22 protein-coding genes are annotated in these 23077 nt (G+C 60.1%); 4 read left to right on the plus strand and 18 right to left on the minus strand.

Annotation, left to right across the window (positions count from 1 at the left end; genetic code table 11):
- Nucleotides 1–51: 51 nt before the first annotated feature.
- From VC35_RS01885 to VC35_RS01930, 10 genes are all read right to left on the minus strand, one after another.
- A complete protein-coding gene (locus VC35_RS01885) occupies nucleotides 52–2145 on the minus strand; it encodes an LTA synthase family protein (protein WP_046037439.1) in 2094 nt (697 codons plus the stop codon).
- 337 nt (nucleotides 2146–2482) lie between these two features.
- Complete coding sequence (locus tag VC35_RS01890) at nucleotides 2483–3088, minus strand: START domain-containing protein (protein ID WP_008050362.1); 606 nt, start codon at nucleotides 3086–3088, stop codon at nucleotides 2483–2485.
- 96 nt (nucleotides 3089–3184) lie between these two features.
- Entirely contained in the window at nucleotides 3185–3439 is a 255-nt protein-coding gene (locus VC35_RS01895) for a YkgJ family cysteine cluster protein (RefSeq protein ID WP_046037440.1), read from the minus strand.
- Nucleotides 3440–3605: 166 nt separating this feature from the next.
- Nucleotides 3606–4088 (minus strand): hypothetical protein, encoded by a 483-nt coding sequence (locus VC35_RS01900; protein WP_046037441.1) that lies wholly within the window; start codon nucleotides 4086–4088, stop codon nucleotides 3606–3608.
- A gap of 80 nt (nucleotides 4089–4168) precedes the next feature.
- On the minus strand, nucleotides 4169–5608 hold the full coding sequence (locus tag VC35_RS01905; protein WP_046037442.1) for an aminotransferase-like domain-containing protein: 1440 nt from the start codon (nucleotides 5606–5608) through the stop codon (nucleotides 4169–4171).
- A 200-nt stretch (nucleotides 5609–5808) separates the two neighbouring features.
- Nucleotides 5809–6621, minus strand: coding sequence for an OmpA family protein (locus VC35_RS01910; RefSeq protein ID WP_046037443.1), 813 nt, complete (start codon nucleotides 6619–6621; stop codon nucleotides 5809–5811).
- Nucleotides 6618–6974, minus strand: a complete 357-nt coding sequence (locus tag VC35_RS01915; protein ID WP_046037444.1) for a DUF4398 domain-containing protein — start codon at nucleotides 6972–6974, stop codon at nucleotides 6618–6620. The genes VC35_RS01910 and VC35_RS01915 overlap by 4 nt, the downstream gene beginning before the upstream one ends.
- A 9-nt stretch (nucleotides 6975–6983) precedes the next feature.
- Nucleotides 6984–7823: a substrate-binding periplasmic protein gene (locus VC35_RS01920; RefSeq protein ID WP_046037445.1), complete on the minus strand. Its 840-nt coding sequence runs from the start codon at nucleotides 7821–7823 to the stop codon at nucleotides 6984–6986.
- A 98-nt stretch (nucleotides 7824–7921) separates the two neighbouring features.
- A complete protein-coding gene (locus VC35_RS01925) occupies nucleotides 7922–8866 on the minus strand; it encodes an electron transfer flavoprotein subunit alpha/FixB family protein (protein WP_046037446.1) in 945 nt (314 codons plus the stop codon).
- Nucleotides 8867–8868: 2 nt separating this feature from the next.
- Entirely contained in the window at nucleotides 8869–9618 is a 750-nt protein-coding gene (locus VC35_RS01930) for an electron transfer flavoprotein subunit beta/FixA family protein (RefSeq protein WP_007945693.1), read from the minus strand.
- A gap of 548 nt (nucleotides 9619–10166) precedes the next feature.
- Here VC35_RS01930 and VC35_RS01935 point away from each other — a divergent pair.
- Nucleotides 10167–11831: an electron transfer flavoprotein-ubiquinone oxidoreductase gene (locus VC35_RS01935; RefSeq protein WP_046037447.1), complete on the plus strand. Its 1665-nt coding sequence runs from the start codon at nucleotides 10167–10169 to the stop codon at nucleotides 11829–11831.
- A gap of 181 nt (nucleotides 11832–12012) precedes the next feature.
- Here the strand turns inward: VC35_RS01935 and VC35_RS01940 are convergent, their stop codons facing one another.
- Nucleotides 12013–12903: an AraC family transcriptional regulator gene (locus tag VC35_RS01940; RefSeq protein WP_046037448.1), complete on the minus strand. Its 891-nt coding sequence runs from the start codon at nucleotides 12901–12903 to the stop codon at nucleotides 12013–12015.
- A gap of 203 nt (nucleotides 12904–13106) precedes the next feature.
- On the opposite strand from VC35_RS01940, the gene VC35_RS01945 reads away from it, so the two are divergent.
- Nucleotides 13107–14159, plus strand: a complete 1053-nt coding sequence (locus tag VC35_RS01945; RefSeq protein ID WP_046037449.1) for an NAD(P)-dependent alcohol dehydrogenase — start codon at nucleotides 13107–13109, stop codon at nucleotides 14157–14159.
- Here the strand turns inward: VC35_RS01945 and VC35_RS01950 are convergent.
- The 6 genes from VC35_RS01950 to VC35_RS01975 form a co-directional block, all read right to left on the minus strand.
- On the minus strand, nucleotides 14156–14959 hold the full coding sequence (locus VC35_RS01950; RefSeq protein WP_046037450.1) for an IclR family transcriptional regulator: 804 nt from the start codon (nucleotides 14957–14959) through the stop codon (nucleotides 14156–14158). The genes VC35_RS01945 and VC35_RS01950 overlap by 4 nt on opposite strands.
- Before the next feature lie 60 nt (nucleotides 14960–15019).
- Nucleotides 15020–16330: an MFS transporter gene (locus VC35_RS01955; RefSeq protein WP_046037451.1), complete on the minus strand. Its 1311-nt coding sequence runs from the start codon at nucleotides 16328–16330 to the stop codon at nucleotides 15020–15022.
- A 173-nt stretch (nucleotides 16331–16503) separates the two neighbouring features.
- The gene (gene dgoD, locus VC35_RS01960) at nucleotides 16504–17652 is read right to left on the minus strand and encodes a galactonate dehydratase (protein ID WP_046037452.1); all 1149 of its coding nucleotides are present in this window, start codon (nucleotides 17650–17652) and stop codon (nucleotides 16504–16506) included.
- Between the two features lie 48 nt (nucleotides 17653–17700).
- Nucleotides 17701–18321 (minus strand): 2-dehydro-3-deoxy-6-phosphogalactonate aldolase, encoded by a 621-nt coding sequence (locus VC35_RS01965; RefSeq protein ID WP_046037453.1) that lies wholly within the window; start codon nucleotides 18319–18321, stop codon nucleotides 17701–17703.
- Between the two features lie 19 nt (nucleotides 18322–18340).
- Nucleotides 18341–19333 carry a 2-dehydro-3-deoxygalactonokinase gene (locus VC35_RS01970; RefSeq protein ID WP_046037454.1) on the minus strand — a complete coding sequence of 331 codons (993 nt, stop codon included), beginning with the start codon at nucleotides 19331–19333 and terminating at the stop codon, nucleotides 18341–18343.
- Nucleotides 19334–19478: 145 nt separating this feature from the next.
- Entirely contained in the window at nucleotides 19479–19961 is a 483-nt protein-coding gene (locus VC35_RS01975) for a GNAT family N-acetyltransferase (protein WP_008047047.1), read from the minus strand.
- Between the two features lie 199 nt (nucleotides 19962–20160).
- On the opposite strand from VC35_RS01975, the gene VC35_RS01980 reads away from it, so the two are divergent.
- Nucleotides 20161–21366, plus strand: coding sequence for an MFS transporter (locus tag VC35_RS01980; protein ID WP_046037455.1), 1206 nt, complete (start codon nucleotides 20161–20163; stop codon nucleotides 21364–21366).
- Between the two features lie 81 nt (nucleotides 21367–21447).
- Nucleotides 21448–21777, plus strand: a complete 330-nt coding sequence (locus VC35_RS01985; RefSeq protein WP_046037456.1) for a hypothetical protein — start codon at nucleotides 21448–21450, stop codon at nucleotides 21775–21777.
- Between the two features lie 327 nt (nucleotides 21778–22104).
- On the opposite strand, the gene araH is transcribed toward VC35_RS01985, so the two are convergent.
- Nucleotides 22105–23073, minus strand: a complete 969-nt coding sequence (araH, locus tag VC35_RS01990) for an L-arabinose ABC transporter permease AraH (RefSeq protein ID WP_046037532.1) — start codon at nucleotides 23071–23073, stop codon at nucleotides 22105–22107.
- Nucleotides 23074–23077 lie beyond the last annotated feature (4 nt).

A 23077-nucleotide genomic window follows, 5' to 3' on the forward strand; every position in this document is an offset into this window, starting at 1 on the left:
TTAACTGACTGGCATTACCCTTGAAGGGCCTCTTTACTATTGCGTCACAACTTAGTCCGGCTTGCCATCAACGACACCAGCGGTGTTGTCCAGCAGGCTCTTGGTCGCTGTTTGCAGGAACGCTTCGAGCTTGAGTTTCAACTCGGCGGTACGCGGCGCATCAGCAATGATTTCGGCGTGAGGGTTGGCACCCAATTCATACTGATACAACTTCGGCGCCATGTCCTTGTCCTTCGGCAGGACCAGAATCTGGTCTGCGGTGAGGATGGCCGTGGTCTGCTCGCTGCCCGACGGCTTGATCACACCAATACCGGCGTCGCCTTCCGGCAGGTTGAGCAGGTCGCGTCCCCAGCACTGATGACGCACTTCGCCACCGATGCGGCCCATGATGGTCGGCACGATGTCGATCTGAGTGCCCACAGTGTGGTCACGCTGGCCGAATTTTTCCTGGATGCCCGGCGCGATCATCAGCATCGGCACGTTGAAGCGACCCAGGTCCATTTCGGTGATCTGCTGTTCGTTACCAAAACCGTGGTCACCGACGATGACAAACAGGGTTTCCTTGAAGTAAGGCTCCTTGCGGGCCTTTTCAAAGAACTGGCCCAGCGCCCAGTCCGCGTAACGCATGGCGGTCAGGTGTTCGTTCAGGCTGCCACGATCGGTCACGCGCTCGACCGGCAATGGCGTCGGCAAGGCGTAAGGCGTGTGGTTGGACAGGGTTTGCAGCAAGGCATAGAACGGCTTGCCGTTTTCCCGCGCCTTGAGCTCGACCAGGCCACGGTCGAACATGTCCTGGTCGGACACGCCCCAGGTCGGATCAGAGAACACCGGATTCACGAAATCGTTACGACCGATGAAGTTGGTCATGCCCTGGTTGCTGAAGAAACCCGACTGGTTGTCCCAGGCGAAATCGCCGTTGTAGACATACACGTCGTCGAAGTCACGGGTGCTGAGCAACTGCGGCAGACCGGACAGCTTGTGGCTGCCTTCCGGGGTCTGCATCAGGTATTCGAAACCCGGCAGGTTCGGGAAGCAGGCCATGGTGGCGAACATGCCCTGGTGGGTATGGGTGCCGTTGGAGAAGAAGCGGTCGAACAGCAAGCCTTCCTTCGACAGTTTGTCGAGGTACGGCGTGATGTTGCCCGGCCCACCCAGCGCCCCCACCGAGTGACCGGCCATGCTTTCCATCAAGATCACGACGACGTTCTTGATCGGCAGGGTCTTGTCGGCTGGCGGGGTGTAATCGCGACGTACCGCCGCGGTGTCGGCATCCACCAGTTTTTCGGCCGGCAGCACCAGCATGTCACGCACCACTTGCTGGGCTTGTGGCTGTGGCAGGGTCGCCTTCCAGATATTGTCGCGTTCTTCGGACATCCGGCTCTTGGCTGCGGCTACCAGCGACAGCGTGCCGTTGAGGCCCAACTGGTTGGCGAAATTCGAGTCGGTGGTATAGACGTCACCCCAACGCAGCGGCGGGCCCTGACGCAGGGTGCCACGGGCGGCGACTACGCAAACCAGCAGGCACACCACAAACACCGCGATACGCGCGTACCACGGCGCAACCTGGCGTGTGCCGATGCTGCCGCCACTGAACGGGCCACGAGGACGGGTCGCACGGTCGGCGCCCTTGAATGCCAGGCTCAGGATCCAGGTGCCCACAGCCCATGCCAGCAGGTAACGGACCACCGGGAAACCGTACCAGAGCATGCTCATCACGGTTTTCGGATCTTCCTTGACGTACTGGAAGACCAGGCCGTTGAGGCGTTGGTGGAATTCACGATAGAAGTCCATCTCCATCAGGCCCAGGAACAGCGCAATGCTGGAGACCACCGTCAGCCAGAGACGGAACAGCCCGCGTGCCGCCATGGCCCGGGCGCTGAACAGTGCCAGCAGCAACGGAATGCTGAGATAGACCACCAGGCGCAGGTCGAAACGCAGACCGTTGGCGAATGCCTCGAGGAAGGTCGAGGCCGGCGTGTCGAGGATCATCGAGCGGTTGTAAACCAGCAGCGCGACGCGCAGCAGGCTGAACATGACCATCATGACCAGGGCACACAACAGCGTGTAGGACAGATGCGATTTGACGGTCGGTTGCAGCAGGCGACTAGAAGCTCGCTGCTGATTCAGGGCGTCCGGGATTGCCATGTCGTTTTAGGACCCATTGGAAGTTGAAGTTTCAAAAATACAGCTGCGCCTTGCCCTCTTTTCGGCCCGTACCAGGCCTGGGGGTTTGCGCGGTGCGCAAATGTTGCACGATCAACGGCAGCATTGCCATTGATAACTACCCTCATCCCGACTCTTTCATCCTGCATCCAGCAATACGCAACGCGTGACGGGAGAGCCGGCGAATTGTCTTGGAGACTTGGTGAAAATTTCGTGCAACGCATATCCGGAAACAAATTAAAGCCTGCGCACCGTTCAAAAACGCAAACGCCCCGATCGAGTCGGGGCGTTATGAAGTCATCTCAAAAGAGCGACACAGTTACTTCTCGGCGCGTTCCTTGAGGGCTTTCAAGGTATTGAACGGGGCATCCACCACGAACTTGTTGGCCACCATCGACGGCACGCTGCCGCCCGGCTCGGTGTGCACCTGATAGGTCACTTCGATCTGGTCGCCCTTGGGTACGAACTTCCAGAAACCGTCGACCTTGGCGACCCGGACGAAGCCTTTTTCTTCAGGAATGTATTTCGGTACGCCTTCGAGCTTGCGGGTCAGGCTGCCATCGGCGCCTTCGATGGTGGTGACGTGCAACACCGAATCTCGGGGAGTAACCGGCCACGGGGTGTTGAACTGAGTGTAGGTCCAGCTCTGGTCACCTTCGTGCTTGAGCAGCTTCTGGGTTTTGCATTCGTGAATCCAGGCGCAGGCTCCAGGCACGTCTTCCTGCAACGCACGCAGCTTGGCCATGGTGGTCTTCATCAGCGTGACGCCCTGATAGGCCTTGTAGTCGGAGCCGGCCACTTCACTCAGGGAGATCTTGATGCCGTCTTCGTCTTTCTTGACTTTCCAGTCTTCGGCCTGGGCCGTCGAGGTAGCCAGCACAACCGTCAAACCACACAGCACAGCCATACGATGCAGCGAACCCATAATTTTATTCCTTATTGTTGAAGTTCCGTTCGTTGGGCTTGCACCTCCGATCACCTTCAGGTTTTTCGGAGGTGATCGGAGGTGCAAGCCCACACATCACGCCGCCGTCATTTGCTCCCACCAGCCAATCAGCCGAATGGCTTCTTCGCTGCTGCTTCCGCACACCTCGGGGTCGGCCTCGAAGGCAGAACACACCGCCGGCCGTTCCGGCTGGCCGAAAATACTGCACAGGTTATCGGAGGAAAGTTGCAGGCAACGCTGCCCCGCGGCCTTGCCATTGGGCATACCGGGAATCGGTGAACTGATGGAAGGGGCTATGCAACAAGCGCCACAGCCCTCACGGCATTTCATGACGACAAGCTCCTCGCGACGAGCGATGTGTTAAAGGACGGGGCACAGAGTACCCGCTAAAACAGTTGTTTTAAATTACCTGCGAGCGGGTTTTTCAACTCAACCGAGCATGACCGAGCAGTCTCCGACAAAGCGTCTGGTCTGCGGTTCGCGGATCGGGATGAAGTTACTGCTTGAACTCGAAATCCAGTGCCGCACCTTCGACCTCGCGGCGCTCTTCATTTCGCAGTTGCAGCTGCATTTCATTGCTGATCAGCCGGCCGTTGAGCTGGAACTGGCTGCTATCGCTTTTGTCACCGAACATCTGGGGTAACAACGGCTCGCGCCTGACCAACGGCACCGTTCCGACCGGCTTCAGTTCCTGAACCATATCCTTGGGCAAGCTCAGGTCCAGCCTGGCAGATGGAAGCTCGGCCTTTACCACCTCGCTGGCCGGTTTCGATTTGGAGGCAATGGGCGGATGTTTTTTCACGGGCGCAGCCTGCTTACTGATCGCCGAGGCTTTTTTCGCAGGTGCGGCTTCTATCGGTGCGACATGGAAACTGCCGGTGGTCCGCTGATCCTGTTCGGTAGCGGCCACGACGGATGCCGGCTGAATACTCGCAATCAGGCAGAGCAAAAGCCAGGCGGCAGGAAAAGTCGGTTTCATGTATCCCACGGTGGGTGCAAACGGCAGAGATGCATATGCTCGCCTGTTGCAGCCCACAAGACAAGCGCAGTAGCAGCCCGTTACAAACCGCCAGCCATCTCCTGGCAGATTTGGGTGGCCAGCATGCCCAGGGTCATCAATGCGCGCTCGGCTTCACGGTTCCACGGGATGCCGCAGTTGAGCCGGATGCAGTGATTGAATTGCTCGGTATTACTGAAGATCAGTCCCGGCGCGATACTGATGCCCTGCTGCAATGCCCGCACGTGCAACTCTTGCGTGTTGACCCGCCCCGGCAGACTGACCCACAGAATGAAGCCGCCGGTAGGCCGGGTCATCTGCGTGCCTTCAGGGAAATACTGCTGCACGGCCAGCTGGAAGGCACTGAGGTTTTTCCGGTACTCCTGACGGATGAAGCGCAAATGCCGGTCATACCCGCCATTTTCCAGGTAAGCGGCAATGCCCATCTGGGTCACGCTGCACGCGGAATGCGTGCTGAAGGTCTGCAAGCGCTGGATCTCCTGCTGATACTTGCCGGCAATCATCCAGCCGATCCGCACGCCAGGCGACAGGGTTTTAGAGAAGCTTGAGCAATAGATCACCCGGTCCAGCCGATCGTAGGCCTTGAGGGACTTGGTGCGCCCCTGCTCGAACATCAGCTCACCGTAGATATCGTCTTCGACAATCTGGATATCGAAGTCCGACGCCAGGCGCAGCAATTGTTTCTGCCGCTCCTCTGGCATGGTACCGCCCAATGGATTGCTCAGACGGGTGGTCAACACCAACGCCTTGATCGACCATTGGTTGGCCGCCAGTTGCAGGGCTTCCAGGCTCATGCCCGTGGCAGGATCGCTGGGGATCTCGATAACCTTGAGGCCTAACAGATCGGCCAGTTGCAGCAACCCGTAATAGGTCGGCGACTCGGCCGCGATCAGATCGCCCGGACGGGTCAGCACACGCAAGGACATCTGCAGCGCATCGACGCAGCCGTGGGTGATCACCACTTCCGACGGATCGACCACCACGCCGGCATCGCGCATGCGGATCGCCACCTGTCGGCGCAACGGTTCGAAACCGGGGCTGAACATGTAGCTGAAGGCCCGCGGGCTATGGAAACGGGTGACCTTGGCCAATTGCTGATGCAGTGCCCGCACCGGCAAATAGTCGACACTCGGCACCGCAGCGCCCAGCGGAAAGACACCTTCACGACGGGATTCGACCAGGACTTGCTGAATGATGCTGCTGCGGGTGACCAGGCCGGGGCGCTCGACCCGGGCGATGTCCGGCGTCGGCGCGGTGAGTGCCGGCGTCTGGTGCACGTAGTAACCCGACTGCGGCCGGGCGCGGATCAGCCCCTGATCTTCGAGATTGGCATACGCCTGCAACACCGTCGCATGGCTGACATTGAGCTGCGAGCTCATCTTGCGCACCGAAGGCACGCGCTCTCCCGGTTGATAGACCCCACGGCGGATGTCTTCGGCCAGTTGTTGAGCAATACGTTGATAGAGCAAAAGATTGGTCATGACGCAGCACTCGATTTCACGGGCATTTTATTCTTGTGTGAAACAATACCGGAACAGTTTAGAAGTGTACGGGGACAGTTGCCACAATAGTCGACCGTACAGTGCGGTGTCAGCAAAATCTGTACTGTTTTGTGCGGTGATCGGCAGGCAAAAAAAACCCGGCGCTGCATGGCAGGCCGGGCTTTCCAGCGACGCAACCCTTAGCGGGCAGCGCCGAGCTGGCCCTTTTCGTCGGAAAACACAATTTCCACCCGACGATTCTGCGCCCGACCCCGTTCCGACGCATTCGCGTCCACCGGATACTCGTCGCCATAACCCTCGACCTGGATGCGCTTGTCGTCGATGCCCAGGTCCATCAGCACGTCAGCCACCGATTGTGCGCGGTCGCGGGACAGCTTGAGGTTTTCCTGCTTGCCCCCGGTACTGTCCGTATAACCTTCGATCCGCACCACACGCTTGGGGTTGAGTTGCAGGAACTGCACGATCTTCAACACCACACGGTTGGCGGACGGTTTCAATTCCGCTTCGCCCGTGTCGAACAGCATGTCGCCCAAGGTCATTACCAGCCCGCGGTCGGTCTGGCTGGTGGTCAACGCCAGGATCTGCTCTTCGAGCCATTTGCCTTGCTGCTGCACGCTGAACAGTTTGGATTCACGCAGTGCCAGTTGCAGACGCTGCCGTTCCAGTTCGAGTTTCGCCGCTTGCTCTTCGTTGAGCACCTGATTGGTGTGTTCCCGGGCAATGGCGCTATAGCGCTGGCTCAGGTAGGCGTAATGCACCACGTCCGAACCGCTGCCCCAATAGCTGGACAGGCGATCGGCACGGGCCAGGGACTCACCGGCGCGAATCACGTCCTTGGGGGCGATTCGCAGCACATTGGAGTCTTCCTTGACCTTCTGAAAGTCGGCACCGGCCTGCTGCAATGCAGTCTCGCTGTGCTGGCTGGCGCAGCCAAAGAGGCTCGCGCAGCCTGCCAGGATCAAACCGCCGAGGGCTTTGCTCTTGAGGTTCATTCGGCATCTCCCAGTTGCTTGCGCAGGCGGGCGATGCGGGTGTTGAGCACGTTCAACTGTTCCTCGCTCTTGGCCGTCAACACCTTGGCTTCAGCCAGGCGCGCATCGAGTTCGGCCTGTTCGGCCCGCATGCGTGCGTTTTTGAAGGATTGATCGGTCATGTTGCCCTTGGCGCGGTTGAACTTGTCTTCGGCCAGTTTCATTTCCGGCACATCGTCTGCCGTGGCGCCCACGGCCTTGGCCTGTTCGAGTGCCTGTTCGGTCAGGCGAATCTGTTCATTCGGCGCAGGATCGGTTGCACAACCCGCCAGGGCGGCAAAGGCCACGGCAGCGAAAAGAAGTCGAATACTCACTGAAAATCCTTACTGTTTTGGGGTACTGACGGGTTGTTGCGGGGGGATTGGCTGTGGTTGTGAGCGTTGTGATTTCCAGCGCTCGATATTGCGCATCAGCACGGCTTCCGTCAGTCCGGACGCGGGCAATTCTGTCATCTTTTTGGCCAACTGTCCGCGCAACCACGGATCGTTGCAGGCCGAGTCATGGGAAATCGCCAGGTACAGGCCAGGCTTGTCGACCGGTTGCGAGCGAGCGATCAGGTCAGCGGCCATGCCCAGTGTCTGTGCAGTCGCCATGCCCGAGTAACGCCCTGCCAGTACAAACTCGACCTCGCCCAACAAAAGCTTCTGAAAGGCCTGGGTCAGGTTGGACGTGTGCGTGAGGGTCAGTTGCTGTCCGGCAAAGGTGCTGAATTGCGGGGTCAATCGGGCCTTTTCCGACACGGCACCGGGATGGCCGTGCAGGTCCTGCACTTCGTTGTAGACCAGCGTCGAGTCCTTGCGAGTCCAGACCAGATAGTCGTTTTCCAGCAAGGCTGGATGGATGTAGTCCAGCGTCTCCAGTTCGCTGACGGTCAACGTCGCGTCCGCCAGCATGTCCATGCGCCCGCTGCCCACTTCGTCCAGGGCCTGGCTGCGTTTTCCGGCATAAAGCAGTTCGACCTTGAGCCCCAACTCCCCCGCCACTTGCTGCAGCAAATCGGCGCTGGCACCGATCAAGTATTTGGGATTCTGCGGGTCTTGCCACAGGTACGGCGGCGCGTCCGGGCTGCCGGTGACCACCAGGCGTTCGCATTTGCCTGCGGCGACAGACAGCGCCGGCAATAGCGTCAATCCCAGCAAGCTCCACACAAAGCGCAGATCCATGGCTACACACTCCACTCATACCCGGTTATGCCACCAGAAAAAACACAAAAAAAAAGCCCGACCAAAAGGCCGGGCTCTTTATAAGTGAAGCAGCCGGATTAGACCAGCTTCTCCAGCTCTGGGATGGCTTCGAACAGGTCCGCCACCAGGCCGTAATCGGCCACCTGGAAGATCGGCGCTTCTTCGTCCTTGTTGATCGCAACGATCACTTTGGAGTCTTTCATGCCGGCCAGGTGCTGGATCGCGCCGGAGATACCGACGGCGATGTACAGCTGTGGAGCAACGATCTTGCCGGTCTGACCGACCTGCATGTCGTTGGGAACAAAACCTGCGTCGACCGCGGCGCGCGATGCTCCGACGGCAGCGCCCAGCTTGTCGGCCAGGGCGTACAGGTGTTTGAAGTTGTCGCCGTTCTGCATGCCGCGGCCGCCGGAAACGACGATCTTGGCAGCGGTCAGTTCCGGACGATCGGACTTGGCCAGTTCTTCGCCAACGAAGCTGGAGATGCCAGCGTCGTGGGCAGCAGCAACGGCTTCAACGGCAGCGGAGCCACCTTCAGCGGCAACCGGGTCGAAACCGGTGGCACGCACGGTGATCACCTTGACCGCAGCGTTCGACTGAACGGTAGCGATGGCGTTACCGGCGTAGATCGGACGCTTGAAGGTGTCAGCGCTTTCTACCGAGATGATCTCGGAGATCTGGTCAACGTCCAGGGCAGCGGCAACGCGCGGCAGGATGTTTTTGCCGTTGGAAGTAGCAGCAGCCAGGATGTGGCTGTAGCCCGCAGCCCCTGCTTCCTGGGCAAGAGCTGCAACCAGAGGAGCGACGTTTTCCGGCAGCTGGTGCGCGTAGGCAGCGTTGTCAGCTACCAACACTTTGCTCACACCAGCGATTTTCGCAGCGGCTTCAGCCACGGCACCAACACCCTGGCCAGCAACCAGAACGTGGATGTCGCCACCGATTTTGGCGGCAGCAGCAACGGTGTTCAGGGTGGCAGGAGCCACAACCTTGTTGTCGTGCTCAGCGATTACCAAGATAGTCATGATTAGATTACCTTCGCTTCGTTTTTCAGTTTCTCGACCAGTTCAGCCACCGACTTGACCTTGATACCCGCGCTGCGTGCAGCCGGCGCTTCGACTTTCACGGTCTTGTTGGTGGAGGCGGTGGAAACGCCCAAAGCATCCGGAGTCAGCACTTCGAGAGGCTTCTTCTTGGCTTTCATGATGTTTGGCAGAGACGCGTAGCGCGGCTCGTTCAAACGCAGGTCGGTGGTGACGATGGCCGGCAGTTTCAGGGAAACTGTCTGCGCGCCGCCGTCGACTTCACGGGTAACAGCTACGCTGTCGCCGCTGATTTCGACTTTCGAAGCGAACGTGCCCTGACCGTAACCGCTCAATGCAGCAAGCATCTGGCCAGTCTGGTTGTTGTCGCTGTCGATGGCCTGTTTGCCAAGGATCACCAGCTGAGGCTGTTCCTTGTCGACAACAGCTTTCAACAGTTTGGCAACAGCCAGGGAAGTCAGATCTTCGGCGGACTCGACGAGGATGGCGCGGTCGGCACCCAGAGCCAGCGCGGTGCGCAGTTGCTCTTGAGCGGTAGACGGGCCTACGGAGACGACGACGATTTCAGTCGCAACACCCTTTTCTTTCAGGCGTACGGCTTCTTCCACGGCGATTTCGCAGAACGGGTTCATCGACATCTTGACGTTGGCAAGATCGACGCCGGAATTGTCCGCCTTGACGCGAACCTTGACGTTGTAATCCACAACGCGTTTGACAGCTACAAGAACCTTCATGGATTCCTCGTTACTCTCCGGTGAAAAGAAAGTCGCCTAGGCGAACCTGGCGGTTGATGCTCATCGGGCGCAAGGGCACCTCCAAAAACGCCGGCAAAGCTGTCAAGTGACCATCGCTCATGATCTGGATGACCGTTCGTCAGTGGTGACTGACGAGTCATTCAACATCGCGGCGTGTAAACTGCGTATCAAACCCGCGCAGCGCATCACTCTCTACTGCTATCGCCCTGTCTTTAGAGGTGCTCTTGAAGCCAACAGTCAGCCTACGGCGAGCGCAAAACCGCCCGTATCTTGACCGGAACGCCTATTCCGGTCAATACGCCAAAATGGCCGTTCATAAGGCGCGTGACTTTGATTTCTCTGGCTTTGAGCCAATTCAAACAAACGTTTGTATTGGACGCTGAGAGTGGTGTAGATATAATGCGCCACCAAAAGAGAAAGGTGGTCAATCGATTGTCCTCTTCCGGCGTTGCGCCGGGATTCATGGATGCGACACCCGACTTCCAAATTAGAAAAAAAACTGTTGAGCCTTGAGTAGGAGATAACCTGTGGAACGCGAATACATGGAATTCGACGTGGTCATCGTCGGTGCCGGCCCCGCTGGTCTTTCCGCCGCCTGCCGCTTGAAGCAGAAGGCCGCTGAAGCCGGTAAGGAAATCAGCGTCTGCGTGGTCGAAAAAGGCTCCGAAGTCGGTGCTCACATCCTGTCCGGCGCCGTGTTCGAACCACGGGCCCTGAACGAACTGTTCCCGAACTGGAAAGAACTCGGCGCGCCGCTGAACACCCCCGTCACCCGCGACGACATCTTCGTTCTGAAGAACGCTGAAAGCGCGCAAAAAATTCCAGACTTCTTTGTGCCCAAGACCATGCACAACGAAGGCAACTACATCATCTCCCTGGGCAACCTGTGCCGCTGGCTGGCCCAGCAGGCCGAGAACCTGGGCGTGGAAATCTACCCGGGTTTCGCCGCTCAGGAAGCGCTGATCGACGAAAACGGCGTGGTGCGCGGGATCATCACCGGCGACCTGGGCGTTGACCGCGAAGGCAACCCGAAGGAAGGCCTGTACACTCCTGGCATGGAACTGCGTGGCAAGTACACGCTGTTCGCCGAAGGTTGCCGTGGCCACATCGGCAAGCAGCTGATCAAGCGCTTCAACCTGGACACTGACGCTGATGCCCAGCACTACGGCATCGGCCTGAAAGAAATCTGGGAAGTCGACCCGGCCAAGCACCAGCCAGGCCTGGTGGTGCACACCGCCGGTTGGCCGATGGACATCATGGGCACCGAGAACACCGGTGGCTCGTTCCTCTATCACCTGGAAAACAACCAGGTGGTTGTCGGCCTGATCGTCGACCTGTCCTACAGCAACACCTACCTGTCGCCGTTCGACGAGTTCCAGCGCCTCAAGCATCACCCGGTGCTTGCTCAGTACCTGGAAGGCGGCAAGCGCATCAGCTACGGCGCACGTGCCATCTGCAAGGGCGGCCTGAACTCGCTGCCGAAAATGGTGTTCAAGGGCGGCGCGCTGATCGGTTGCGACCTCGGCACCCTGAACTTCGCCAAGATCAAAGGCAGCCACACCGCGATGAAGTCCGGCATGCTCGCCGCTGAATCCGTGGCTGACGCGCTGTTCGCCGAGAAGGACAGCAGCGAAGAGCTGACCACTTATGTGGACGCGTTCAAGAAGAGCTGGCTCTACGAAGAACTGTTCGCCAGCCGCAACTTCGGCCCGGCGATCCACAAGTTCGGCGCCATCGTCGGTGGCGGTTTCAACTGGCTCGACCAGAACATCTTCGGCGGCAAACTGCCGTTCACCCTGCACGACACCAAGCCGGATTACGCTTGCCTGAAACTGGCGGCCGACTGCAAGAAAATCGACTACCCGAAACCGGACGGCAAGATCAGCTTCGACAAATTGAGCTCGGTGTTCATCTCCGGTACCAACCACGAAGAAGAGCAACCGTGCCACCTGAAGCTGGCCGATCCGAGCATCCCGATCAGCAAGAACCTGCCGCTGTACGATGAGCCGGCACAGCGTTACTGCCCGGCTGGCGTGTATGAAGTGATCACCAAGGAAGACGGCGAGAAGCGCTTCCAGATCAACGCCCAGAACTGCGTGCACTGCAAGACCTGCGACATCAAGGACCCTGCACAGAACATCACCTGGGTGGCGCCGGAAGGTGCCGGCGGCCCGACTTACCCGAACATGTAAGCCGAACCGCGAACATCAAGGCTCCCGAAACGGGGGCCTTTTTGTTGCGTGCAATTCAGGACAAAACACTGCCCCCTGTAGGAGCGAGCCTGCTCGCGATAGCGGCCTGTCAGTCAGCTACGATGTCGGCTGATAAATCGCTATCGCGAGCAGGCTCACTCCTACAGGGTTTATCGGTATATCAGGCTGCGCGCTCGTCTCCGGGATTACGCTCAAAGTACCGCTTGTACTCGCGACTGAACTGCGACGTGCTCTGATACCCGACCCGATGCGCCACCTGCGCCACGCCCAATCCCTCGCCCAGCAACAACTGCTGCGCCCTGAGCAGACGCAATCGCTTCAAATACTGCACCGGCGACAACAAGGTGCTGCGCTTGAAATGCTCGTGAAAGGTCGACGCACTCATGTTCGCGCAACTGGCCAGGGTCTCGACGTTCAGCGGTTCGGCAAAATGCGCATGCAGATGGCTGAGGGACGCCGCGATCCGGGCGAACTGCCCCTGCTGCTCCACCAGCGCTCGCAACACATCGGCTTGCGGACCGCGCAAGGCGACGAACAGCAACTCGCGCAGGCGCGCTTGCCCCATGATCTGGCATTCCAGCGGATCGTGCAGGCAACGCAGCAGCCGCTCGACACAACCACGCATGGCGTCATCGAGCACTGCCGAGGTCATGGACTCAGGTGTTTGCGCCGGAATATGCCGCCCCGGTGCCAGGCCCATCGCCAACACCAGTTCACCCAGCATCACCCGATCAATCGCGACGGAAACACCCAGCATTGGCCCGTCCGGCGCGGCAAAGGTTTCACACTCGAAAGGCACCGGCAGCGCCTGAATCAGATAGTGCCCTGCGCCATATTCCAGGGTGCGCGGCCCCAGGTACGCCAGTTTGCTGCCCTGGGCGATGATCACCAGGCTCGGTTCATAGATCTGCGGCCCACGGGCCACATCGCAACTGGCCCGCAGAACCTGCACGCCCGACAACGAGGTGGGGACGAAGCCGTCGCGAGTGGACAGCGGCTCGATCAGCGAAACCAGGGTGGCATTGGCATCAAGGTGACGGGTTAACAGCATCGGGGGCTCTTCACAAAAAAAGTCACAAAAAAGTCACGGAAAAAGGGACGAAAGCATCATCGCAGATCCGCTGCCCAATACGACGGCTCGCACCCGCATGCCGGAGGAATAGGCATGACACCCGGAGGAATCGCCATGGCCGGTACAGGGTTCGGCGCCCAGAATGCGCCACCTCACCCGTCAGCGCTTTTGCGAGGTTCACCATGTACACCGCCATCGGATACGCCGCCCAGTCGGCCACCACTCCCCTTGCCCCCGTGAAATTCGAACGTCGCAGCCCAAGGCCTGACGACGTTGCCATCGAGATTCTCTACTGCGGCGTCTGCCATTCCGACATCCATCAGGCCCGCAACGAGTGGGGCATTGCCGTTTACCCGCTGATGCCTGGCCACGAAATCGTAGGCAAGGTGACCGCCGTCGGTGCGAAAGTCACCCAACACAAAGTCGGTGATCTGGTCGGTGTCGGCTGCATGGTCGACTCATGCCGCAGCTGCGAAGCCTGCCAGGCCAACCTGGAGCAATACTGCCTCGAAGGCCCGACCCTGACCTACGCCACCCCGGACCGGGTCGACGGTAGCAACACCATGGGCGGTTACTCCGACAGCATCGTGGTCAGCGAGCATTTCGTGGTGCGCATCCCTGAGAAACTGGCCCTGGCCAGCGCCGCGCCGATCCTGTGCGCCGGCATCACCACCTACTCGCCGCTCAAGCACTATGGCGTGAAGGCTGGTGACAAGGTCGGGATTCTCGGCATGGGTGGCCTGGGCCACATGGGCATCAAGTTCGCCAAGGCCATGGGCGCCGAAGTGACGCTGTTCACCCGTTCGGCAAGCAAGGCCGAAGAGGCGCGCCGCCAGGGTGCGGACCACGTGATCGTGTCCACCGATGACGCGCAGATGCAGGCCGCCGCCGGTCACTTCGATTTCCTGCTCGACACCATTCCGGTGCAGCACGACCTCAACCCATACCTCGATACGCTACGTTTCGACGGCGTGCATATCCTGGTGGGGTTGATCGAACCGGTGGAGCCGCCGGTGCATGCCGCCAAACTGGTGTTGGGGCGTCGTGTGCTCGCCGGCTCGCTGATCGGCGGCATCGCCGAAACCCAGGAAGTGCTGGATTTCTGCGCCGAGCACAACATCACCTGCGACATCGAAATGCTCGACATCCGCCAGATCAACGAGGCTTACGCCCGCATGATTGCCGGTGACGTGAAGTACCGCTTCGTCATCGACATGGCGACCCTCAAGGTTTAAACCTTGAGGCCAAGCTCCGCCGACAGCCGGGCCGTGACCCCTTTGATCAGGGGAATCAGCTCGGCCATTTTTTCCAGCGGCATGTAAGGCACGGTACTGGCAATGCTGATACCGGCGACGATGCGTTTGCTGGCATCACGAATCGGCGCGGCTACACAGCGGATCGATGGTTCATTGTCTTCCAGGTCGAAGGCATAACCGCCAGCTACGTACTCGACCATGCGCTGCTCGAACTGCTCCCAGGACTGCTCCAGGTGCTGAGGCCAGAACTGGTTTTTCCCACCCACCGGCAGGCTGACGTCGTACAGGCGCTGCCACTCTTGCGGCGAATCATCGAGCATCAGCGCCTTGCCGATCCCGGTACGCGCCAACGGCATGCGATGGCCGACCCGCGAACGCATTTCCGGGCCATTGCGCCCCGGATTCTTGTGCAGGTACAGCACTTCGTCGCCTTCACGAATCGCCAGGTGAATGGTGTCGCCGGTCAAGGCCGACAACTCATCCAGATACGGCCCGGCCAGGGTCACCAATGGCAACTCTTCACGGGCCTGAAAGCCCAACTCGATCAGTTTCGGCCCCAGCAGATAACCGACTTGCGGCACCACCCGCAGATAACGCTCGTCTACCAGGCAACTGGCCAGCCGATGGGTGGTGCTGCGCGTGGTACCGATCAGCCGGGCGATTTCCTTGAGATCCCGGGCGCCGCTGGCCACGGCGTGAACCACACCCAACCCGCGAAGCAGGGTCTGGGTGCCGGTCGGCGCGGCGTCCTTGGCGATTTTTGGGGCGTCTTCCTGCATATCCAGCCTTTACCGTTGAGCGAGTGAACGGGCGGCATTATGGTCGCCCGCGTGCCACGACTACAACTTGATACGCTCGACCTTGCCCACCAGCAAGATGTAGGACAGTGCGCCAATCAACGCCAGCACCGAGATGTAGGTAATTGCCGGGGCAAAAGAATCACCCGTCGCGAGGAAGCCGATCACGATAGGCGTGGCAATCGCCGACAGGTTGCCGATGAAGTTGAACACCCCGCCGGTCAGCCCGAGCAAGCGCGCAGGAGCCAAGGTCGATACCAGCGACCAGGTGATCGAAGCCAGGCCATTGCCGAAGAATGCCAGCGCGAGGAAGGCAATCACCAATGGCGTCGACTCGACGAAGTTGGCGCCGATGATCGAAGTGGAAATCAGCAGGCCGCTGATGATCGGCAACTTGCGTGCGAAACCAACCGTGTAACCGCGACGGATCAAAAAGTCCGAGAAGAAACCGGAACACAGCACACCGATAAACGCGGCGAGAAACGGCAGCGATGCCAACAGGCCGGACTTGATGAAGTCCATGCCGCGGTACTTCACCAAGTAGGTCGGGAACCATGTGAGGAAGAACCACAGCGTCGAATTGAGACAGAACTGCCCGAGATAAATGCCCCAGAGCTTGCGCTTGGTCAGGACGATACCCAGGTCGGTCCAGCTGAATTTGGCTTTGACCTTGGCCTGTTCGGCCTGGATATCCACCAGCCCGCCGCCCTCGCGGATCAAGTCGATTTCCGCGTCATTGGCACCTTTGAAATCCCGAGGCTCGCGATACACCGCGTACCAGATCACCGCCCACAGAATGCCCACCGCGCCCGTGGCGACAAACACCATGTGCCAGCCGAACTCGTGCTGCAGCCAGGCCAGCACCGGCGTCAGGAAAGCCAGGCCGACGAATTGCCCGGAGGTGTAGAAACCGATGGCCGTGGCGCGCTCGCGCTCCGGGAACCAGGTGGTGACCACGCGGCTGTTGATCGGATAGGCCGGCGCTTCCAGGGCACCGACGGCCATGCGCAACACGAACAGCGCGATGAAGCTGCCGGCGAAGCCGAGCATCACCGTGGCCACCGACCACAGCAGCAAGGCGACGCTGTACAGAATCCGTGGCGGCACACGGTCCACCAGCCAGCCGCCGGGGATCTGCATGGCAGCGTAGGTCCAGCCGAACGCGGAGAAAATAAGGCCGACGTGGATCGGGTCGATGCCCAGGTCACTGGTCAATGCCGGGGCGGCAATCGACAGGTTGCTGCGGTCCAGGTAGTTGATCACCACGGTGATGAACAACAGCACCATGATGAAAAAACGCTTGCGGCTGGGCGTCACCAACGACGCCTGCCCGGTGAGGGTTTGCGGTTGCATGGGGGGGGTGCCTCTTCTTATGGTTATTGAGGTCGTTCTAAAGACTGACGCAGCCCCCTTGTGGGAGTGAGCCTGCTCGCGATAGCGGTGTGTCATTCAGCATTGATGTCGACTGACACACCATCGCGAGCAGGCTCGCTCCTACAGGGGATTTGTGGTGGATCAGAGATCACTCACCACTCGGCAAAACTGCCATCGGCATGGCGCCAGATCGGGTTGCGCCAGCGGTGGCCGATGGCGGCGCGTTCGATCACGTATTCCTCGTTGATCTCGATGCCCAGGCCCGGGCCGTTCGGGATCTTCACGAAGCCTTTGTCGTAGTCGAACACCCGTGGGTCTTTGACGTAGTCGAGCAGGTCGTTGCTCTCGTTGTAATGGATGCCCAGGCTCTGCTCCTGGATGAACGCGTTGTAGCAGGCCGCGTCCAGTTGCAGGCACGCCGCCAGGGCAATCGGGCCCAGCGGGCAATGCAGCGCCAGCGCGACGTCGTAGGCTTCGGCCATGTTGGCGATCTTGCGGGTTTCGGTGATGCCGCCAGCGTGGGACGCATCCGGCTGGATGATGTCGACGTAACCTTCGCTGAGCACGCGCTTGAAATCCCAGCGCGAGAACAGCCGTTCGCCCAAGGCGATCGGCGTACTGGTCAGCGGCGCCAACTCTTTCAGCGCTTCGTAGTTTTCGCTCAGCACCGGCTCTTCGATGAACATCAGCTTGTACGGATCAAGCTCCTTCATCAGCACCTTGGCCATGGGCTTGTGCACCCGGCCATGGAAGTCCACGCCTATGCCAACGTTCGGGCCGACGGCATCGCGCACGGCGGCGACGTTGGCCAGAGCCTGGTCGACCTTGTCGAAGGTATCGAGGAATTGCAGTTCTTCGGTGCCGTTCATTTTCACTGCGGTGAAACCACGCTCGACCGCGTCTTTCGCCGCGCGCGCGGTGTCCGCCGGACGGTCGCCGCCGATCCACGAATACACACGAATCTTGTCCCGCACCTGGCCACCCAGCAGGTCGCTGACCGACACCCCCAGCGCCTTGCCCTTGATGTCCCACAGGGCCTGGTCGATACCGGCCAGGGCGCTCATGTGGATCGCGCCGCCACGGTAGAAGCCGCCGCGGTAGAGTACGGTCCAGATGTCTTCGATGTTGCGCGGGTCTTTGCCGATCAGGTAGTCGGACAATTCTTCAACGGCAGCCGCAACCGTGTGGGCGCGGCCTTCGACCACGGGCTCGCCCCAACCGGTGACGCCCTCGTCGGTTTCGACCTTGAGGAAGCACCAGCGCGGCGGAACGATGAAGGTGGTCAGTTTGATGATTTTCATCTTTTGGCTCTCTTATTAGATGCAGCGCGCTCGGCGCTCAAAGAAGTCTTAGCGAAGGGCTTTCCAGGCAGCGACGTAGGCCTTGGCATTGGCCGCCACTTGCGCGGGTGTCATGCCCGGTTTGAACAGACCGGAGCCGAGGCCGAAACCTTTGACGCCGGCGTCGATGAACGACTGCATGTTGTCCGGCGTGATCCCGCCGACCGGCGCCAGAAGGGTTCCGGCCGGCAGCACCGCGAGCCAGGCTTTGACGACTGCCGGGCCCATCTGCTCGGCCGGGAACATCTTCAGCACATCCGCGCCTTCAGCCAGTGCCGCGAAGGCTTCGGTCGGCGTGGCGACACCCGGCGACAGGTACAGCCCCGCCGCTTTCGCCGCGCGCAAGACCTTCGGATCGCTATGGGGCATGACAATCACCTGGCCGCCCGCGGCTTTCACCTGCTCGACCTGTTCCGGCGTCAGCACCGTGCCGGCACCGATCAGGCAATCGGCGGGCAAGGTACTGCGCAGGATGCGAATACTTTCGTACGGCTCAGGGGAATTGAGCGGCACTTCGATGACGCGAAATCCGGCGGCGTACAGGACTTCGCCGATGGCCACCGCTTCCTGCGGGCACAGGCCGCGCAGGATCGCGATCAGGCCGTTTTGCGCCAGGGCTTGTTTGAGCATGTCAGGACTCCAGTCAGGTTTAACGGGATGCGGTGCACGTGACCAGGCCGGCAGCCAGTGCCAGTTGCCACAATCCGCGTTCGGTGGCCTGTTCGGCCAGGGTCACCCGGGCAAAACCGCAGGCGTCGAGCGCACGGCTGTAGCGGGCACAGAGTTGGGGGTTGCCGATGAGGATGATCGAAGGCAGGTGCACGCTGTTGCGCCGGTGCCGCTGGACATTGGCCAGGGCCGCCAACTCATGGCCGATCAGCAGGCCGGACAGATAGTCCGCCTGGGCGGTGGCGCTCAAATCGCCGGTCAGCCCGAGACTGCGGGCACTGAACATCGTCGACAGCGGACCGATTTCACCGTCCGCCGACAACGCGACCTTCACGCCGCGATCAAACGCATCGCCATCGAAGGACCCGCCACATTGTTGGGTGCGTCCGAGAATGCTGTGTTGACTGAGCACAGCGAAGACTTCGCCAGTCATGAAAGTGTCGAAATGCATGATGCAGCCGTCGGCCACTTCCACCCATTTCGAATGGCTGCCCGGCAGGCCGATCAGCAGATCAGCGCCCGCCTCGCTCTCCAGGTTTTGCAGCACGCCGAGCACCTGGGTTTCTTCGCCGCGCATCACGTTCGGCAAAGGCGAACGCTCGATGACGCCGGGCACGATGTGCACATCGACGCCGCGCAGGCTGCGCACGGTTTGCAGGGAAGTACTGAGCGTGGCGACGTTTGCCGGGGTGTCGCGGTAGGCCGCTTCGCTCCAGCCCTGGGCGCTGCCGACCATGCCGCAGGCAATCACCGGCAAATCCGGCTGGGCATCGAGCCAGTCGCCGCAGGCCTCATCGAAGGCCAGTTCAAAACCATCGGCGCATTCCCGGCCGCCAATGATTCGCGGCGCTTTCGGCAGCTGCATGATCCCCGACGACAGCGAGCGCTGTTCGAGCACTTGGCCACCTTCAGCCAGTTTGTAAGCACGTAATGAGGTTGTCCCCCAGTCGAGCGCGATCAATTGCGCCTGCATCGCTTCACCTGTTTTGGTTTTTGGCAGTGAGTGAGCGGGACTATAAACCTTGGCGCTACAAAATCTCAATATATAAATATCAATCCCATATTATGAGACAAGACAAAAAAATCGCAGCCCGAAGTCTGCGATCTTTTAAAAGCGATCAGTTACCCGCTGCGAAATCCCGCAACACTGCCCCATCCATCCGATAGCGCACCCACTCCTCCTGCGGCTGCGCGCCCAGGGATTTGTAGAAATCGATGGCCGGCGTATTCCACTCCAGCACGCTCCACTCAAACCGCCCGCAATCATTGGCGCAGGCGATTTTCGCCAGATGCCGCAGCAGGGTCTTGCCCGCACCGCCGCCGCGCTGTTCCGGAGTGATGTAGAGGTCTTCGAGGTACAGGCAGTTGCTGCCAAGCCAAGTGGAATAGCTGAAGAAGAACACCGCGAAACCGATGGGTGCACCGTCGCGCAGGCAGATCAGGCCATGGGCGGTGGCGCCTTCGCTGAACAGGCTGCGCTCGATATCGGCAACGCTGGCGATGACTTCATGGCGGGCACGTTCGTAGTCGGCCAGTTCAGTGATGAACGCGAGGATTTGCGGTGCGTCACTGGGGGTCGCCGGGCGGATTTCGATCGTCATGGACGTGCCTTGTCAAAAGTGGAAAACGCCATACTAAGTCGGCGCGTGACGTGTGGCGAGAGAGCTTGCTCACTGGCCACAAATGCGCTCATTACTCCGGCCAACACTAACCCTGGAATCGATAACCTCAGACCTAACATTCGGTCACTGCGTGGTTAGATACCTGCGCTGCTCATTCAGCCGGTCAAGGAACCGCGTCATGTCTACCGCAACATCCCCAGTTTCAAGCAAGCTGTTCGGCCTGTTCTGCCTCGCCAGTTACCTGTTGTCGTTGTCCTACGGTTCGACCTTTTTGCTCTCATTGCTGATCGGTTCTCGCGGCGGTAACGAACACGACGCCGGAAGTGTGATTTCGGCGGCGATGCTCAGCACCTTTGCGGCGGTGATTGTTTCCGGTCATTTGTCCGACCTGCTCGGCGCCGCCCGATCGGTGGCGCTGTTCGGAGTGTTGCTGGTAGCAGCCAGCCTGGGCTTCGCCCTGACCCCGGGCTTCGGTCACCTGCTGTTGTTTTTCGGACTGCTGCTGGGCCTGGGCTGGGGCGTGTTCTACACCCTTGGGCCGATCATCGTGGCGAGCCTGGTGACACCCGCACAGCGCGCCAAGTACTTCGCCCTGCTGTCGGGCAGCATGATGACCGGGATCGGCAGCGGCCCGTTGCTCGGTCGTGCGGCGAGTGCGCTCGGTTATCCGGTGACGGCGGCGTTTTACCTGGCGGCGCTGGCCAGCCTGATCGGCGTATTGCTGTTCTGGCGCCTGGATCGACAACTGAAACAGACGCCCGCGCAATCTGGCAGCGTGTCGCGGATTTCCTGGCGTGCAGCAGCTCAGGTGCTGTCGTCCAGGGCCGTGCTCCCGATCATCATGGTCGGTCTCGGCGGCTGCGTGTTCGGTGGTCTGTCGAGCTTTCAAACCAGTTACGCGGCGGCGCACTCACTCGACTATTCGCTGTTCTTCCTCGGCTTCATGAGCGCGGCGATCAGCGGCCGCATGCTGGTTGCCGGGTTCGTGGTCAAGCGCGATCCATTCCGTACGTCGTGCGTGCTTTCGGGGTTGATGCTGGCATCGATCGTGATGTTCGGTTTTATCGTCGACAGCAGCTTCAGCTACGTACTCGCGGCGGTGATGCTCGGAATCGGTTATGGCCTGACCTACTCGGTGATCAACGGCCTGGCCGCCAACGAAGCGCCGAACGGCACCACCGCACAATCCTTGCTGTTGTTCAGCTTGTCGTACTTCATCGGCGTGTTCGGCTTTCCATTGCTGGCCGGGAAAATCATCGTCGAGCAAGGCATGCCCACACTGTTGCTCACGGTGTTGGCGGTTGCCTCGCTCAACTGGCTGATCACCGTGGGCCGACTGATCTGGCGTAGGGCCACAGCGGTTAGCGCATTGGAGCAGGCCTGAGCCGTTCGTCGCCAACAGTGCACCCATCCGGGTCGAGGGCGTACTAATCAGGTAAGGACTCTACTCGTTGGAGACACCGCCATGATCCTGTCCAGGTTGACCGCCCTCGCTCTCACTGCGCTTTTGTCCGCTGCCTCCTTCGCCGAAACCATCGGCCCGAGCACCGGCCCGACCAATCCGGTGGAAAAACCCAGGGCCCCCGCCATCAAGAGTGCCCCCGGCATGAATACCGATGGCACCACGATCGACCACAACCTGCCGCCCTCCACCGGCACTGCCCCGCGGGTTCAGGGCAATGACGCGGGACGTCAGGGCGGTATAAATTTGCCAGGCAGCAAAACACCCAGCAGCGGCGGACTCGGCTCGACCACTAGCGGCAGCTCGGGTGATGACGACGATGACAGTCAATAGTTGCCAATTTGAGGACAGAAGCTGGAACGAAGAATTTTGCGCTATCAGGAATGTGCAGGCAGGAATTGATTGAGGCGCTGCGCAAGGCAAGTGAGTGCCGGATCATGTGTTGAGTTTAAGGGCCTCTTCGCGGGCAAGCCCGCTCCCACAGGATCTGTGCCAGACCACAATTCGATGTGTGAATGCAGAACCCTGTGGGAGCGGACTTGCTCCGGGCGGCGATCCGACGAAGACATCAGCACATCCAACATCGATGTGACCGACAGATCGCATTCGCGAGCAAGCCCGCTCCCACAGGAGATCACCTGCACCGTCAGACTTCGGTGGTCAGCGTTGTTTCAGTCGGTCTATGACCACCGCCAACAACAAAATCGAACCCCGGATCACATACTGATAAAACGTATCGATGTTCTTCAGGTTCATCGCATTCTCGATGATCGCCAGAATCAACACCCCGGCGATCACATGCCGGATCATGCCGATCCCGCCACTCAACGACACCCCGCCCAGCACGCAGGCCGAGATCACCGTCAGCTCGAAACCCTGACCGATCATCGGTTGGCCGGAGGTCATGCGCGAAGCCAGGATCACCCCGGCCAACGCGCCGATCACGCCATGCACGGCGAAGATGATGATCTTGGTCCGGTCGACATTCACACCGGCCAGCAGCGCCGCTTCCTGGTTGCCGCCGATGGCCATGGTGTTGCGCCCGTAGGTGGTGTAGTTCAGCAGCCAGCCGAAGAACAGGAAGCAGACGATGGTGATCAGGATCGGCACCGGTACGCCGAACAGCTGGCCGTTACCGAACACAAAGAACGATTCCTGGGACACCCCCACCGCTTTGCCGTTGGCGAAGATGTAGGCCAGGCCACGCACGATCTGCATGGTCGCCAGCGTGGTGATCAGCGCGTTGACCCGCAGCTTGGCGATCACTATCCCGTTGATCAGCCCGACGATCAGGCCCATCACCAGCGCCGCACAGACACCGAGAAACACGCTGTTGGTGTCGCGCATCACCACCGCCGCGACTACCCCGGCGCAGGCAATCACCGAGCCCACCGACAAGTCGAAATGCCCGGACGCCAGGCAATACAACATGGTGCATGCAGCGATCCCGGTGGTGGAAATCGCCAGGCCCAGGCCACGCATGTTCAGCGGTGAAAGGAAGTTGTCGATCAGCAAGGTGCAGGCGATAAAGATGCCGACGGCCGCCAGCAGCATCACCCAGTCATCGAGGAAGCGTCGCAGGTCCAGCGGTTTGCGTGGGGTCGGCAGGGTGTTGTTTTGGGTTGTCATCATA

This window comes from Pseudomonas fluorescens, assembly GCF_000967965.1.
Lineage (GTDB): Bacteria > Pseudomonadota > Gammaproteobacteria > Pseudomonadales > Pseudomonadaceae > Aquipseudomonas > Aquipseudomonas grandcourensis.

Bases quoted from the DNA above. Each gene is read 5' to 3' on its own strand.
- VC35_RS01885 (WP_046037439.1), bottom strand. From the start codon at position 2,145: ATGGCAATCCCGGACGCCCTGAATCAGCAGCGAGCTTCTAGTCGCCTG.
- VC35_RS01890 (WP_008050362.1), bottom strand. From the start codon at position 3,088: ATGGGTTCGCTGCATCGTATGGCTGTGCTGTGTGGTTTGACGGTTGTG.
- VC35_RS01895 (WP_046037440.1), bottom strand. From the start codon at position 3,439: ATGAAATGCCGTGAGGGCTGTGGCGCTTGTTGCATAGCCCCTTCCATC.
- VC35_RS01900 (WP_046037441.1), bottom strand. From the start codon at position 4,088: ATGAAACCGACTTTTCCTGCCGCCTGGCTTTTGCTCTGCCTGATTGCG.
- VC35_RS01905 (WP_046037442.1), bottom strand. From the start codon at position 5,608: ATGACCAATCTTTTGCTCTATCAACGTATTGCTCAACAACTGGCCGAA.
- VC35_RS01910 (WP_046037443.1), bottom strand. From the start codon at position 6,621: ATGAACCTCAAGAGCAAAGCCCTCGGCGGTTTGATCCTGGCAGGCTGC.
- VC35_RS01920 (WP_046037445.1), bottom strand. From the start codon at position 7,823: ATGGATCTGCGCTTTGTGTGGAGCTTGCTGGGATTGACGCTATTGCCG.
- VC35_RS01925 (WP_046037446.1), bottom strand. From the start codon at position 8,866: ATGACTATCTTGGTAATCGCTGAGCACGACAACAAGGTTGTGGCTCCT.
- VC35_RS01930 (WP_007945693.1), bottom strand. From the start codon at position 9,618: ATGAAGGTTCTTGTAGCTGTCAAACGCGTTGTGGATTACAACGTCAAG.
- VC35_RS01940 (WP_046037448.1), bottom strand. From the start codon at position 12,903: ATGCTGTTAACCCGTCACCTTGATGCCAATGCCACCCTGGTTTCGCTG.
- VC35_RS01945 (WP_046037449.1), top strand. From the start codon at position 13,107: ATGTACACCGCCATCGGATACGCCGCCCAGTCGGCCACCACTCCCCTT.
- VC35_RS01950 (WP_046037450.1), bottom strand. From the start codon at position 14,959: ATGCAGGAAGACGCCCCAAAAATCGCCAAGGACGCCGCGCCGACCGGC.
- VC35_RS01955 (WP_046037451.1), bottom strand. From the start codon at position 16,330: ATGCAACCGCAAACCCTCACCGGGCAGGCGTCGTTGGTGACGCCCAGC.
- dgoD (WP_046037452.1), bottom strand. From the start codon at position 17,652: ATGAAAATCATCAAACTGACCACCTTCATCGTTCCGCCGCGCTGGTGC.
- VC35_RS01965 (WP_046037453.1), bottom strand. From the start codon at position 18,321: ATGCTCAAACAAGCCCTGGCGCAAAACGGCCTGATCGCGATCCTGCGC.
- VC35_RS01970 (WP_046037454.1), bottom strand. From the start codon at position 19,333: ATGCAGGCGCAATTGATCGCGCTCGACTGGGGGACAACCTCATTACGT.
- VC35_RS01975 (WP_008047047.1), bottom strand. From the start codon at position 19,961: ATGACGATCGAAATCCGCCCGGCGACCCCCAGTGACGCACCGCAAATC.
- VC35_RS01980 (WP_046037455.1), top strand. From the start codon at position 20,161: ATGTCTACCGCAACATCCCCAGTTTCAAGCAAGCTGTTCGGCCTGTTC.
- VC35_RS01985 (WP_046037456.1), top strand. From the start codon at position 21,448: ATGATCCTGTCCAGGTTGACCGCCCTCGCTCTCACTGCGCTTTTGTCC.
- araH (WP_046037532.1), bottom strand. From the start codon at position 23,073: ATGACAACCCAAAACAACACCCTGCCGACCCCACGCAAACCGCTGGAC.